The 12,760-nt window shown below is 59.0% G+C and carries 15 protein-coding genes; 12 read left to right on the forward strand and 3 right to left on the reverse strand.

The genetic code is table 11. The annotated features are described in order from the left end of the window. Positions 1-34: 34 nt before the first annotated feature. From pcnB to panC, 4 genes are read left to right on the forward strand one after another with little or no spacing between them, the layout of a single operon-like run. Positions 35-1,480 (forward strand): polynucleotide adenylyltransferase PcnB, encoded by a 1,446-nt coding sequence (gene pcnB / locus BUQ81_RS03915; RefSeq protein WP_074201090.1) that lies wholly within the window; start codon positions 35-37, stop codon positions 1,478-1,480. Continuing rightward, positions 1,477-1,962 (forward strand): 2-amino-4-hydroxy-6-hydroxymethyldihydropteridine diphosphokinase, encoded by a 486-nt coding sequence (gene folK / locus BUQ81_RS03920; protein ID WP_074201091.1) that lies wholly within the window; start codon positions 1,477-1,479, stop codon positions 1,960-1,962. The genes pcnB and folK overlap by 4 nt, the downstream gene beginning before the upstream one ends. After that, positions 1,959-2,714 carry a 3-methyl-2-oxobutanoate hydroxymethyltransferase gene (gene panB / locus BUQ81_RS03925; RefSeq protein WP_074201092.1) on the forward strand — a complete coding sequence of 252 codons (756 nt, stop codon included), beginning with the start codon at positions 1,959-1,961 and terminating at the stop codon, positions 2,712-2,714. Before folK ends, panB begins: the two co-directional genes overlap by 4 nt. Next, entirely contained in the window at positions 2,711-3,556 is an 846-nt protein-coding gene (panC, locus tag BUQ81_RS03930) for a pantoate--beta-alanine ligase (protein ID WP_074201093.1), read from the forward strand. Before panB ends, panC begins: the two co-directional genes overlap by 4 nt. 33 nt (positions 3,557-3,589) lie before the next feature. Here the strand turns inward: panC and BUQ81_RS03935 are convergent, their stop codons facing one another. Next, positions 3,590-3,958: a VOC family protein gene (locus tag BUQ81_RS03935; protein ID WP_200770546.1), complete on the reverse strand. Its 369-nt coding sequence runs from the start codon at positions 3,956-3,958 to the stop codon at positions 3,590-3,592. A gap of 341 nt (positions 3,959-4,299) precedes the next feature. Between BUQ81_RS03935 and dapD the strand changes: the two genes are divergently transcribed. From dapD to BUQ81_RS03970, 7 genes are read left to right on the forward strand one after another with little or no spacing between them, the layout of a single operon-like run. Further along, complete coding sequence (gene dapD, locus BUQ81_RS03940) at positions 4,300-5,127, forward strand: 2,3,4,5-tetrahydropyridine-2,6-dicarboxylate N-succinyltransferase (RefSeq protein ID WP_074201095.1); 828 nt, start codon at positions 4,300-4,302, stop codon at positions 5,125-5,127. Then, complete coding sequence (locus BUQ81_RS03945; RefSeq protein ID WP_074201096.1) at positions 5,120-5,467, forward strand: Spx/MgsR family RNA polymerase-binding regulatory protein; 348 nt, start codon at positions 5,120-5,122, stop codon at positions 5,465-5,467. The genes dapD and BUQ81_RS03945 overlap by 8 nt, the downstream gene beginning before the upstream one ends. Further along, positions 5,464-6,615, forward strand: a complete 1,152-nt coding sequence (gene dapE, locus BUQ81_RS03950) for a succinyl-diaminopimelate desuccinylase (protein WP_074201097.1) — start codon at positions 5,464-5,466, stop codon at positions 6,613-6,615. Before BUQ81_RS03945 ends, dapE begins: the two co-directional genes overlap by 4 nt. Continuing rightward, positions 6,612-6,851, forward strand: coding sequence for a hypothetical protein (locus tag BUQ81_RS03955; protein ID WP_074201098.1), 240 nt, complete (start codon positions 6,612-6,614; stop codon positions 6,849-6,851). Before dapE ends, BUQ81_RS03955 begins: the two co-directional genes overlap by 4 nt. Before the next feature lie 32 nt (positions 6,852-6,883). Further along, a complete protein-coding gene (locus tag BUQ81_RS03960; protein WP_074201099.1) occupies positions 6,884-7,363 on the forward strand; it encodes a Crp/Fnr family transcriptional regulator in 480 nt (159 codons plus the stop codon). A 49-nt stretch (positions 7,364-7,412) separates the two neighbouring features. Next, complete coding sequence (locus BUQ81_RS03965; protein WP_074201100.1) at positions 7,413-8,024, forward strand: response regulator; 612 nt, start codon at positions 7,413-7,415, stop codon at positions 8,022-8,024. Between the two features lie 6 nt (positions 8,025-8,030). Next, entirely contained in the window at positions 8,031-9,125 is a 1,095-nt protein-coding gene (locus tag BUQ81_RS03970) for a sensor histidine kinase (RefSeq protein WP_074201101.1), read from the forward strand. 6 nt (positions 9,126-9,131) lie between these two features. On the opposite strand, the gene BUQ81_RS03975 is transcribed toward BUQ81_RS03970, so the two are convergent. Then, positions 9,132-11,114 (reverse strand): monovalent cation:proton antiporter family protein, encoded by a 1,983-nt coding sequence (locus BUQ81_RS03975; RefSeq protein ID WP_074201102.1) that lies wholly within the window; start codon positions 11,112-11,114, stop codon positions 9,132-9,134. Then, a complete protein-coding gene (gene nadC, locus BUQ81_RS03980) occupies positions 11,107-11,985 on the reverse strand; it encodes a carboxylating nicotinate-nucleotide diphosphorylase (RefSeq protein WP_234947337.1) in 879 nt (292 codons plus the stop codon). Before nadC ends, BUQ81_RS03975 begins: the two co-directional genes overlap by 8 nt. A 14-nt stretch (positions 11,986-11,999) precedes the next feature. Here nadC and ampD point away from each other — a divergent pair, with 14 nt between their 5' ends. Further along, the gene (ampD, locus tag BUQ81_RS03985) at positions 12,000-12,569 is read left to right on the forward strand and encodes a 1,6-anhydro-N-acetylmuramyl-L-alanine amidase AmpD (protein ID WP_074201104.1); all 570 of its coding nucleotides are present in this window, start codon (positions 12,000-12,002) and stop codon (positions 12,567-12,569) included. Positions 12,570-12,760 lie beyond the last annotated feature (191 nt).

Consider the following 12,760-nt stretch of genomic DNA (forward strand, 5'->3'; position numbering starts at 1 on the left):
ATAACCGTTAATTTTTCTATCAGGGTAGGTGCCCATGCAGCGCTGGGTCAATGCAGTCAAAAAACTTTTTTCCCCTCGGAAGGATTCATCGGCGCAGGTCTCTGCCCAGAATGCAACTGCGCCCATCCGCGTGCCGCGCAGTGAGCACAACATTTCTCGCAAGATGATCGACAAGCCGGCGCTGGATGTGCTGTATGGCCTGAAGCGTGCCGGCTATGACGCCTATCTGGTGGGTGGTGGGGTGCGCGATCTGCTGCTGGGGCTGGAGCCGAAGGATTTTGACGTGGTCACCAATGCGCGCCCTGAGGAGATCAAGCGCGTTTTCGGGCGCAAGTGCCGCATCATTGGGCGGCGCTTTCGTCTGGCTCATGTCTATTTTGGTCGTGACAACTATGTGGAGGTGGCCACCTTCCGCGGGCAGGGGGAAGGGCAGCGCAAGACGGACGGGCAGGGCCGTATCATCTACGACAATGTGTACGGCACCCTGGAAGAGGATGTGTGGCGGCGCGACTTTACTGTCAATGCCCTGTATTACGACATTCGCAACTTCTCCATCATCGACTATACCGGTGGCCTCAATGACCTGCGCAACGGGCAGCTGCGCCTGATCGGCGATCCGGAAACCCGCTACCGCGAGGACCCGGTGCGCACTATTCGAGCAGTGCGTTTTGCGGTAAAGCTGGGTTTCAATATTGAGCCGCAAACGGAAAAGCCCCTGCGGGAAATGGGTGCTCTGCTGGCAGAAGTGTCTCCGGCGCGTCTGTTCGAGGAAACACTCAAGCTGTTTCATAACCGTCAGGCGGTGGAGGTGTTTGAAAAGCTGCGTCATTACGATCTGTTCCGCCACCTCTTTCCGGTCACGGATGCGCTGCTCGATGAAGACGAAGCAGTGGCTGCATTGGTGGTGGCCGGGTTGCAGAGCACCGAGCGGCGCCTGCAGATCGGCAAGGGGGTGAACCCGGCGTTCCTATTTGCCTTCATGCTATGGAGCGTGTTGGAGCGGCGCATGCAGCCCCTGCTGGCCGAACACAGTCCGCAGGAAGCCATGGCCAAGGCGGCGGATGCTGTCATTGCCGAGCAGATGAAGCATATTGCCGTACCGCGGCGCTTTACCCAGCAGGTGCGCGATATCTGGCATCTGCAGCTGCGCCTGCCCAACCGCCACGGCGAGCGAGCGGCTCGCCTGATGGAGCATCCCCGCTTTCGCGCCGCCTATGATCTGCTGGGGCTGCGCGCAGAAGCCAGTGGCGATGAGGCGCTCAAGGCCCTGCATGCCTGGTGGACTGAGTATCAGGCCCTGTCGCCGGTGGAGCGTGTGGCCTTTGCCGCACAGGTGGCACGCCCCAAACGCAAGCGCAAGCGCCGTCGACGCAATCGTAACCCCTACCGCCGCCGTGCAGGCGAGGCGGGCAATGGGGCGGCGAATGCCTCATCCGATCAGAATGCGTCGGCGTCTGGAGGCGCGGCAGGCGACGCATGAGCACTGTGCAAGCCGCCATTGGTCTGGGCAGCAATCTGGGTGATCCGATTTCGCAATTGCAGGCTGCGCTACAACGGCTGCAGGCGCACGATGCGATTAGTCTGACGGCGACATCAAGTTTTTACCGCTCGGCACCCCAGGGGGATGCCGAGCAACCGGATTACGTCAATGCCTGTGCCCTGATCGAAACAACGCTGGCCCCCCATGCACTGCTGGCCGCCCTGCAGGCCATTGAACGCGATTTGGGCAAGATCAAGCGGGGGCACTGGCAGGCGCGCGAAATCGACCTGGATCTGCTGCTGTATGGCGATGCGGTGATACAATCGGATGATCTGACCGTGCCGCACCCGTGGCTGCATAAACGGGACTTTGTGCTGGTGCCGCTGGCGGAGATTGCCCCTGACTGGATGGTTCCCGGGAAGGGCTCCGTCAGCGAGATGCTGGCGCAGTTGCCCGATCACTTTATTCAGGAACGCCTATGACCCTTGCACAACTCAAGCAACTGAAACAGAACGGCGAGAAGATCGCCTGTCTGACCGCCTATGACGCCAACATGGCCCACTGGGTGGCGCAGGCGGGGTGCGAAGTGATTCTTGTCGGCGATTCCCTCGGTATGGTGGTGCAGGGGCACGCCACGACGCTGCCGGTTACGCTTGAACAGATGGTGTATCACACCGAAATGGTGGCACGGGGTGCGCCTGATGCATGGATTGTGGCGGATGTGCCCTTCATGAGCGATGCGACACTGGCAAAAGGGCTGGAAGCCGCTCAGGCGCTGATTCAGGCCGGTGCCAACATGGTCAAGGTGGAGGGCGGATTGCCGGTGCTGCCCCTGGTGCATCGCCTGGCTGAACTGGGTGTGCCGGTGTGCGGTCATCTGGGGCTGCTGCCACAGTCGGTGCTGCGACACGGGTATCGCACCGTGGAGGCGGATGAAGCCCTGATTGCAGCAGCCGATGCGCTGGTACAGGCCGGTGCGGAAATGCTGGTGCTGGAATGTGTCCGTTCGGAAACGGCAGAAACCATCAGCCACAGCCATGCCGTTCCCGTCATCGGCATTGGCAGTGGGCCGGATACCGACGGTCAGGTGCTGGTGTTGCAGGATGTGCTGGGACTGACCATCGGGCGCACGCCCTCGTTTGCGCGCAACTTTATGGCGGGTGCCGATTCGGTTCAGAGCGCCTTGCGTGCCTATGTCGAGGCTGTCAAGAACGGAACATTCCCTGAATCATGAGCACGCAGGTTATCGAAAAGATCGAAACCCTGCAGCAGCAGGTGCGCGTCTGGAAGGCGGCCGGTGAGCGGGTGGGTTTCGTGCCCACCATGGGCAACCTGCACGCCGGTCATCTTTCGCTGGTGGATGCGTTGATGCCGTGTTGCGACCGCCTGGTGGTCAGCGTCTTCGTCAATCCGCTGCAGTTTGGTCCCAGCGAGGATTTCGAGCGTTATCCGCGCACCTTCGATGCTGACCGCGCCGCACTGGAAGCGGCGGGTGTGGATGTCATGTTTCACCCGGCCGTGGAAGCCATGTATCCCACCTGGCCGCAGGCGACGCGCGTACTGGCGGCCCCGGAGCTGGCAGCCCGCTGGGAAGGCGCCAGTCGTCCCGGTCACTTTGATGGGGTCGCCACCGTGGTGAGCAAGCTGTTCAATATCGTGCAGCCGGATGCGGCCGCCTTTGGGCAGAAGGACTTTCAGCAGCTGCGCATTATCGAAACCATGGTGGCCGAGCTGAATTACCCCATCGAAATCGTGCGCGTGCCCATTGCACGGGAGGCGGATGGTCTGGCCATGAGTTCACGCAATCAGTATCTGGATGCACGCCAGCGCGCCATTGCACCGCAGCTGAACGCCACGCTGACCTGGGCGGCAGCGCAGTTGCGTTCTGGTGTGGTGCCCCAGATAGTTCAGGAACAGGCGCAGGCGCGCCTGCTCAAGGCGGGGTTTGATCAGGTGGATTATTTCGCCCTGTGCGATCAGGCCACGCTGGCACCGACACAGGTGGTGGACAATGCAATCCTGTTAGCCGCTGCTCGTCTGGGTAGCACCCGCCTGCTGGACAATCTGTTGCTGTAGGGGGGGTCCCCGACTTTTTCAGGGTCGGTTTTTTCAGGGCTCGAAAAGTTCTACTGCGTTGCCGTCCAGATCGCGGAAAAACAGGGCCTTTCGCCCCGATTTGCTGCGCGTGAACGGAATCTGCAGCTGTTCGAGCTGTTCGGCATGCCAGGCAAGATCATCCACGCGCAGGGCAAAGTGCATGTCACGCCCGCCGTGCGCCGGTTTTTCAGCTCCACTATAGGGATTAGGCAGCTGCATCAGGTGCAGGCTGCGACCATCGTTCAGATCCAGCCAGTAGCCGGGAAAGCCCAGATTGGGGCGGGGCAGGGTGGTCAGTCCCAGCACCTTGTGGTAGAAGGCGTAAGCCTTTTCTGCATCGCTGACGAGAATGCTGACGTGGTCAAGTCCGATTACGGCCATGCTCAAAATGCTCCTGTCATGAAAGTGGCACCTCCGCAAAGTTTCTGAACGGTCGCGACCATGGCGATAGGGTCTAAGGCAAGGTGTGGCGAGTGCGGCACGGTCATTCCACGTAAGCGAGCCACAACGCCGCACTGGGCCAGAGTCGCCCTGGCCCTTCGGGTTGCGGCGGGATGGCGGCATCAGCTGTGTTGCTCACTTTGGATTTGGACTCTCCAACCCTGCGGCTCGTGCCTGGTATCTGCCGTCATCGCACCGCAACGCAAGCGCATTCAGAAACCTTGCGCAGCTGCCTTATAATAGCGTGTTATTGTTTTTATGGAATCAAGGAGTCACTGCGCATGTATCAGGATCTGCAGAATACCATCGAACAGGCATTTGAAAACCGAGCCGAGTATACGCCCACCAACGCCCCGGCACAGGTGCGTGAAGCCGTCGCGGAGGCCATCAACCTGCTGGATTCCGGCAAGCTGCGCGTGGCCGAGCGCGAAGGTGTTGGCCAGTGGAAGGTCAATGAATGGCTGAAAAAGGCGGTGCTGCTCTCCTTCCGTCTGGAAGACAATCATGTAATCGAAGCCCCGGATACCAAGTATTTCGACAAGGTGCCGTCCAAGTTTGCTGACTGGAATGAAGACGATTTCCGTACCGCTGGCATCCGAGTTGTGCCTCCTGCGATGGCGCGCAAGGGTAGCTTCATTGCCAAGGGTGCGGTGCTGATGCCTTCCTACGTGAACATCGGCGCCTATGTGGATGAAGGCACCATGGTGGATACCTGGGCGACGGTGGGTTCCTGTGCGCAGATCGGCAAGAACGTGCACCTGTCCGGCGGTGTCGGCATTGGTGGTGTGCTGGAGCCGTTGCAGGCTGCGCCCACCATCATCGAGGACAACTGCTTTATCGGTGCCCGTTCCGAGATTGTTGAAGGTGTGATTGTGGAGGAGGGCTCCGTCATTTCCATGGGTGTGTACATCGGTCAGTCCACGCGCATCTACGACCGCGAAACCGGTGAAATCCACTACGGCCGCGTACCGGCGGGTTCCGTGGTGGTGTCCGGCTCCCTGCCGTCCAGGGATGGCAGCTACAGCCTCTACTGCGCCGTGATCGTCAAGAAGGTGGACGCCAAGACGCTGAGCAAGGTGGGCATCAACGAGTTGCTGCGCGGTGTCTGAGATTATCCTTTACGGCATTCCCAACTGCGACAAGGTGCGTGCCGCGCGCAAGTGGCTTGAAGAGCGGGGGGTGCTCTACCGTTTCTGGGATCTGCGCAAGGACGGGCTTGATGAAGCACTGCTGCAACGCTGGCTGCAGGCGGTGGGCCTGAAAACGCTGGTTAATACCCGCAGTGCCACGTGGCGACAGCTGGACGGGGCAGCACGTGCAGCCATTCTGAATGGTGATCTGCAGGGGCTGGCAGCGCACCCCACGCTGATTAAACGCCCCCTGCTGGATGTGGATGGACAGATCCTGGTGGGATTTGATCCCGAACGCTGGGCGGAGGTACTGGCATGATCGATCCTGTCAAGCTGGCCCAGCACCTCTTGCGCATTCCCTCCATTACGCCTGAGGACGGCGGCTGTCAGGAGCTGATTGCCAGTCATCTGGAAGAGCTGGACTTTTCCTGTGAGCGCATGCCGTTCGGTGAAGTGAAAAACCTGTGGGCCACGCGCCGACGCACTGGCCCCATGCTGGTGTTTGCCGGGCATACGGATGTGGTGCCGCCCGGGCCGGTGGAAGACTGGACACATCCACCGTTCGAGGCTGTTATTGAGGGTGACAAGCTCTATGCTCGCGGTGCGGCGGACATGAAAGGCAGCATCGCCTGCTTTATCGCCGCCACCACCCGTTTTCTGCACGACTTTCCCGATACGCCGCTGTCGCTGGGGTATCTGATCACCTCCGACGAGGAAGGCCCCGCGGTGGATGGTACCGCTGCCGTGCTGCGTGAACTGGGTACACGCAACGAACGCTTTGAGTACTGTCTGGTGGGTGAACCTTCCAGCGTGAAGCGGGTCGGGGACGAAATCAAAAACGGCCGCCGCGGCTCCCTGTCGGGTGAGCTGACCATTCATGGCGTACAGGGGCACATTGCCTACCCCCATCTGGCTGAAAACCCGGTGCACCGTTTTGCGCCGGCGCTGCAGGCGCTGGTGTCGGAGGTATGGGATGAGGGCAATGAGGATTTTCCGCCCACATCGTTCCAGATTTCCAATATCCATGCCGGTACCGGGGCCACCAATGTAATTCCCGGGCACCTGCAGGTGTCGTTCAATTTCCGCTTTTCCACCGAGCAGACGCCCGAGTCCCTCAAGCAGCGTGTGCACGCCATCCTTGATGAGCACGGCTTGAAACATGATCTGGACTGGTCCCTGTCGGGGCTGCCATTTCTGACGCAACGGGATGGCACACTGGTGCGCCATGTGCGCAAGGCGATTGAATCGGTCACCGGACAGATGCCATCATTGTCCACCGGAGGGGGGACGTCCGATGGCCGCTTTATCGCTCAGACAGGTGCGCAGGTGATTGAGCTGGGCCCATTGAATGCCACCATTCACAAGGTGGATGAGCATGTGGCGGTGGACGATCTGCGGATTCTCACCGAGATCTACTACCAGCTGCTGGTGAATTTCCATACCGACCTGATGGAGCAGACAGGATGAACGCAGGACACATGCCGGCATGGCTGGAGTGGAGCGTTCTGATTATCGCCGTGGGCAGCGGTGTACTGTTTGTGTACATGATGTGGCCCTATATCGCCCACAAGGAATGGAAAGAGAAGTTTTATGACAACAAGGTGGCCTGGGCGCTGATTGTGGTGTCCATACTGGCGTTTATCTTCATTATCGCCATGGGGGCATGGGTGGATGCCTTTTTCCCGGTAGAAACCTACAAGTAGTCTCCGGCCACGTTCATCGAAGGAGTTGAAACATGAGTCAACAGGCTGATGCAGAAATCATCAAGCAATCCGTACTGGGGCAGGACCTGTCCGATCAGGACGCCCAGCTTCTGGCGACCATTACACGCCACCAAACTCTGAATGCGGGAGATGTGCTCTATCAGGAAGGTGATCAGGACAATACCCTGTATGTGATCGTCTCCGGAAAGGTTGCCGTGGGCAAGGATGAGGGCGGTCGCTGGGTGGACATCGCCACCCTCAAGGAAGGCGCCATCGCCGGTGAAATGGCCTTTGTGGACGGGTCGCCTCATACACTGACCCTGAAGGCACTTAAATCGACCGAGGTTATTACCATTAAGCGGGAAGATTTCGAATCGCTGGTGGAAAACGCACCGGTGACCTGCTATCACATTATGCGGGCGATCATTCGCAATGGCCACAGACTGCAGAAAGAGATGAATGCGCGCTTTCTCGAAATGAGCCGCTTCATTCAGAATCAGTACACCATGTAATGCATGTAATGAAAACCCCGCACTGCGGGGTTTTTTGTGAGAGGGTTATATGGCGCAGATACTGGTTGTTGATGATGATGCAGCACTGCGCAATATGCTGGCCCTGCTGCTGGAGGGGGAGGGGCACGATGTCGCTCTGGCACGGGATCGCCACTGTGCTGTGGCACAGCTGCATCAGCACGCGTTTGACGTTGTGTTTCTGGATATGGGCATGCCGCCTCACGAGCACACATTGGAAGAGGGCCTTCAGGTACTGGACTGGCTGCAGCAGCATCCGCGTCGACTCAAAACCATCGTGCTGACGGGACAGAACCGCAGTGAATCGGCCTATGCAGCCATCCGTCATGGTGCGTTCGATTATCTTTCCAAACCCGTGGAGGAAGGGCGGCTATTGCACGCCCTCGAGCGTGCGCTGCTGTTTCTGGATAATGAACAGCGTTTGCGCAACGAAGCCGGTGAAGAGAAGCTTACGCTTACCCTGCCGGTGGGAGAAGGTGTCAAGCCGGTGCGCAATCGTGCCGAGGAGCAGTTGCTGCGGCAGGTACTGGAAGAATCGGCCTACAAAATCCATGAAACCGCCCGTCGCCTGAACCTGAATCGGGAAAACGTCTATTACCTGCTGAAGAAATATGGCATCAAGCGTCCACAAAAGGATGGGTAAGCCGTTATGGAACTGACGCTGCTGTTGCCGCTTATTCTGGTGGTGGCCGGTGTCACCCTTATTGCCGCTGCCTACTACCTGCACATGCAGGCAAAGGAAGTGGAGTACCTGATTCAGCAGTTGGTCCATCTGGATGAAGATGCCCGCAATGATCCCATCGAATTCATCAAATCCACTCTGGCATGGATGAAGCGGGCAGGCGCGGACAAACTGCATGTTCGCCTGAACTGGTTTGGTGAAGTATTGCAGCTGGGGGATACCGTATCGGGACGCTCTGCAGACCAGGAGGAAAAAGGATGCGAAGTTTTCAGCCTGGGTGAAGGCGAGCTTCAGGCAACTGTCCTGTTGTGCCCCAAAAGTTCGCTTCGTGGGGAGCGAGAAGCCCTTTTTCAGGTCGTCAAGCAGCTCTGGCTGCGCCTGCTGGCTGCGCAGCTCAATGGTCGTGTTGCCCAGTTGCATCTATCCCAACAACAGATGCAACGCTATGAAATGTTTTATAAACATGATTTGAAAAACCTGGCTCAGTTCCTTACCTTGCTGAACAGCCAGATTGATCGCTGTGATGATTCCGAGTGTGTCCTTAAGCTGGTAAACCGTTTGCGGGGTGTGCTGCCCTCGTTGGAACATCGTGCCCAGCGCATCCTGCGCTTTCTGACCCAGAAAAATATCGATACGGCTGAACAGCAGACCTTTGCCTTGAGCGAACGCATTCAGCTGGTGGCGCGCATGGTTGATGTTCAGGTAGCTATCGAAGGTGATGCAACGCTCAAGGCTTATGAAGCGCTGTTTGAACAGGGGTTGCAGGGTGTTCTGGAGAATTTTATCCACCATGGCGAGCGCAATGAACCTGTTCGGATCTGGATCGAGGATCAGGGCGTAGGCGTGGTGATGCGTTTGCGCGATGCTTCGATGCAACAGCCCCTTACTGCAGAACAGCGGGTGCGCATGTTCGAACCCTTCTGGACCACCAGTGAAAGTGGGCTGGGGCTGGGGCTGTATCTGGCGCGGCAGAACTTCGCCCGCGCCTGTCATGGGCGGCTGGATGCGGTTAACATGCCGGACGGCGGCTGGGCGTTCGAACTGGTGTGCCCCAAGGGCTAGCCAACGTTATTTGCCGGACTGTAGGAAGTGCTCGGCGCGTTCGAGATCTTCCGGCTCGCCCACCAGTACGACCACATCCTCGTCGCGCAGGCGGGTGGCGTCTTCCGGGTTTTCGCCACGGATGTGGCCGCGTTTGACCGCCTGCACCTTGACGTTCATGTCCTGCAGATTCAGGTCGCCGATGGTGCGGCCGGTCGCGTAGCTGTCTGCCGTGAGCGGCACGGTACGGGTCAGCTTGCGAATGCCTTGATCCTTCAGGCGCGTCAGGTTGCCTTCGCCCTGATAGAAGCCTTCCAGCACTTCTTCATGGTGCTTGCGCGCTAGCTCGATGGCGTTGAGCACTTCGGTTTCGCTATGGCCCAGCTTAAGGAGAATTTCGGCGCTCAGCAGCAGGCTGGCCTCAAAAGTGTCGGAGATAACTTCGGTGGCGCCGGCCTGCAAGAATTCTTCGTAATGGCGGTCGTCGCGCAGGCGTACCATCACAGGAATATCGGGACGCAGGCGGCGCACGGCTTCAAGGGTTTTCAGCGCCATCTGCACGTCGCCATAGGTGATGCTGACAAGGCGGGCGCGGTCGATGTGGGCCGCTTCGAGAATGCTGGGCCGTGAGCTGTTGCCGTAAAACACGGGCTCACCGGCCTGTTTGGCCAGATGCACGCGGCTGATGTCCAGATCCAGTGCAAGATAAGGCTCGTGTGCTTCCTTCAGAAAGCGTGCCGTCATCTGGCCGACCCGGCCAAAGCCGCACAGGATGACGTGGTTCTTCATCCAGTCGGTTTCTTCGCGGATTTCTTCTTCACGGTTGACCAGTTCCTGACCATAGCTGAGATCGAGCCGTTTGGCGATCACGCCATTGAATTTGATGAGGATGGGGGCCATCATCATGGAGAGCACGGCAGCGGTCATGATCCATTGCAGTGTCAACTCATCCAGCAGGGCGTAGCTGCCAGCCAGCGTCAGCAGTACCAGGCCGAACTCGCCGACCTGATTCAACGACAGGGCGGTGCGCAGACTGACGCCGAGCGGTTTGCGCATCAGCCAGCCGACCAGCAGAATGACGAGGGTTTTCAGCGCCATGATGGCAAGCGTGAGCGCAAGGATCCAGACGAAATTTGCACCCAATACCTTGAACGAAAGCCCCATGCCGACGGTAATGAAGAACAGCCCCAGCAGCACGTCGCGGAAGGGTCGGATGTCCGATTCGATCTGATGGCGATACTCGGTTTCTCCCAGCATCATGCCGGCAATAAAGGCACCCAGCGTCATGCTGATGCCGGCGCTTTCGGCGAGAGCCGCGGCGAGCAGGGCTACGGTCAGAACGGTGAGGGTGAACAGTTCCTCGCTGCGGCTGTGGGCCACCTCGTGAAACAGAGGGCGTAACACATAGCGCCCGGCCAACAGAAGCAGGGCGGTGACGCCCAGTCCCTTCAGCAATGACCAGGCAAGCGTGGTGGCCAGCTGGCCTTCAACTGGGTTGCCCAGTGCGGGCACCACGATGAGCAGCGGGATGGCCATCAGGTCCTGAAAGATCAGAATGCCTACGGCCGCCCTGCCATGGCGGGACTGCAGCTCACCCTGATCGGCCAGCTGCTTGATGACAATGGCGGTGGAGGAGAGTGCCAGCGCTGAGCCGATGACAAACGCCTGCGTGGTATCCAGCTCGAAAAAGACGATGGCCAACAGAAAAATCACCAGCGTCGTCAGCACCACCTGAAGCGTACCCATGCCGAACACGTGCCGACGCAGTGCCAGCATCTGCGGCACGGAAAATTCCAGCCCGATGGAAAACAGCAGAAAGACGATACCCACCTCGGCCAGCAGGTGAATGGTCTTGTCACTCTGTATCCAGCCCAGACCGTCCGGCCCCACCAGCATTCCCACAAGGATATAGCCGAGGATGGCCGGCATGTGCAGGCGGTGCGCAAGGGCGACCACCACCATGCTCACCCCAAGCAGGGCGGCGATAGCGAGGATGATGTGTTCATTCATTGACAATTCTCATGGAAAGGTCAATGGCGCGCACATGCTTGGTAATGGCGCCGGTGGAAATGAAATCAACCCCCAGTTTCGCCAATTGGGGTAGGGTGTCGAGCGTGACATTGCCGGACAGTTCGGTCAGCGCGCGGCCCTTGATGCGCTCAAGCGCCTCGCACACGGTGGGAATATCGAAATTGTCCAGCATGATAATGTCGGCGCCGGCTTGCAGTGCTGCGTCCACTTCTTGCAGTGTTTCCGTTTCTACCTCTACCTTTAAGTCTGGGAACTGTGCCCGGGCCCGCTGCACGGCTGCCTGAATGCCGCCCGCTGCGGCAATGTGGTTTTCCTTCAACATGATCATGTCGTGCAGGCCAAGGCGGTGATTGTGACCGCCTCCACAGCGTACGGCGTATTTCTGCGCGAGGCGCAGACCCGGCAAGGTCTTGCGCGTGTCCAGCAGACGGGTTTTGCTGTCGCCCAGTGCCTCTACATAACGGCGTGTGACAGTGGCGGTCCCGCTGAGTGTCTGGAGAAAGTTAAGCGCGGTGCGCTCGCCACTGAGCAGGGCACGTGCCGGTCCGTGCAGTTGTACGATGGGCTGGTCGGGTTTGACCTGTGCGCCTTCGTCGACCAGCCATTCGATTTCCACTTCGTGGCTGAGCTGTTGGAAGACCTCGTCAAACCACAGACGTCCACAGATGACTGCGTCTTCTCGGCTGATGACGCGCGCTTCAGCTCGTGTCTCCGCCGGAATCAGTGCCGCACTCACATCCCCGGAGCCGATATCTTCTTCCAGTGCCAGTTGCACGATGGGACGGATGTGTGAAGGGGTCAGCTCGAAGTGCGCCATGGGAATGCCGTGTATTGTGTGAATGGACCCCATTATACTGATGCGCCATGAAGACCTCTCTGGCCTTGCGCCACCATCGCCTGCAGCCTGTTCGTTGGCTGCCCAGCCCCAACCAGGATGCCCGTCCCGACGGCGTGCAGCCGCGGCTGGTTGTTGTGCACGGGATCAGTCTGCCGCCGGGCGAGTTTGGCGGCTCCCATGTGGATGACCTGTTTACCAATCGTCTCGATCCGGCGAAGCACCCCTATTTTGCACAGATTGCGCACCTGCGTGTCTCGGCTCACCTGCTGATCGACCGTCAGGGGCGTATCACCCAGTATGTGGCCTTTAATCGTCGCGCCTGGCATGCCGGCCTTTCTCATTGGCGTGGTCTTGAACGCTGCAATGACTTTTCCATTGGCATTGAGTTGGAGGGTGCGGACTGGCTGCCTTACACGGCCGCGCAGTACCGGTGTCTTGAGCAGGTGTTACCGCTGTTGGCGCAGGCCTATCCCATCGAAGGGATTGCGGGCCACAGCGAGATTGCGCCCGGTCGCAAGACGGATCCGGGTGCCGCGTTTGCCTGGCATCGGCTGTCGAGTCTGTTCAGGCGGTTTAACTGGCAAAGGAGGGCTTAACCCTGTCAGCGGGCAAGCCCGCACGGGCACGATCCATCGGCTTGCTGTTGGCATGTTCGAGGGTTTCAAACTGGCGTTTTTGAACCAGTGTTTGTAGCGTTCGTATCCTGTTTTGGCTCGAACAGTTGGCACGGCTCGCCGGAACTTTGCTGAACGACTATGGAAGGGAGCAGTTTCGTCTTGAAGCCGAA

The organism is Sulfurivirga caldicuralii, from assembly GCF_900141795.1.
Classification (GTDB): Bacteria; Pseudomonadota; Gammaproteobacteria; order Thiomicrospirales; family Thiomicrospiraceae; genus Sulfurivirga; species Sulfurivirga caldicuralii.

Bases quoted from the DNA above. Each gene is read 5' to 3' on its own strand.
- panC (WP_074201093.1), top strand. From the start codon at position 2,711: ATGAGCACGCAGGTTATCGAAAAGATCGAAACCCTGCAGCAGCAGGTG.
- BUQ81_RS03965 (WP_074201100.1), top strand. From the start codon at position 7,413: ATGGCGCAGATACTGGTTGTTGATGATGATGCAGCACTGCGCAATATG.
- BUQ81_RS03970 (WP_074201101.1), top strand. From the start codon at position 8,031: ATGGAACTGACGCTGCTGTTGCCGCTTATTCTGGTGGTGGCCGGTGTC.
- panB (WP_074201092.1), top strand. From the start codon at position 1,959: ATGACCCTTGCACAACTCAAGCAACTGAAACAGAACGGCGAGAAGATC.
- BUQ81_RS03935 (WP_200770546.1), bottom strand. From the start codon at position 3,958: ATGGCCGTAATCGGACTTGACCACGTCAGCATTCTCGTCAGCGATGCA.
- BUQ81_RS03975 (WP_074201102.1), bottom strand. From the start codon at position 11,114: ATGAATGAACACATCATCCTCGCTATCGCCGCCCTGCTTGGGGTGAGC.
- BUQ81_RS03960 (WP_074201099.1), top strand. From the start codon at position 6,884: ATGAGTCAACAGGCTGATGCAGAAATCATCAAGCAATCCGTACTGGGG.
- nadC (WP_234947337.1), bottom strand. From the start codon at position 11,985: ATGGGGTCCATTCACACAATACACGGCATTCCCATGGCGCACTTCGAG.
- dapD (WP_074201095.1), top strand. From the start codon at position 4,300: ATGTATCAGGATCTGCAGAATACCATCGAACAGGCATTTGAAAACCGA.
- dapE (WP_074201097.1), top strand. From the start codon at position 5,464: ATGATCGATCCTGTCAAGCTGGCCCAGCACCTCTTGCGCATTCCCTCC.
- BUQ81_RS03955 (WP_074201098.1), top strand. From the start codon at position 6,612: ATGAACGCAGGACACATGCCGGCATGGCTGGAGTGGAGCGTTCTGATT.
- pcnB (WP_074201090.1), top strand. From the start codon at position 35: ATGCAGCGCTGGGTCAATGCAGTCAAAAAACTTTTTTCCCCTCGGAAG.
- ampD (WP_074201104.1), top strand. From the start codon at position 12,000: ATGAAGACCTCTCTGGCCTTGCGCCACCATCGCCTGCAGCCTGTTCGT.
- folK (WP_074201091.1), top strand. From the start codon at position 1,477: ATGAGCACTGTGCAAGCCGCCATTGGTCTGGGCAGCAATCTGGGTGAT.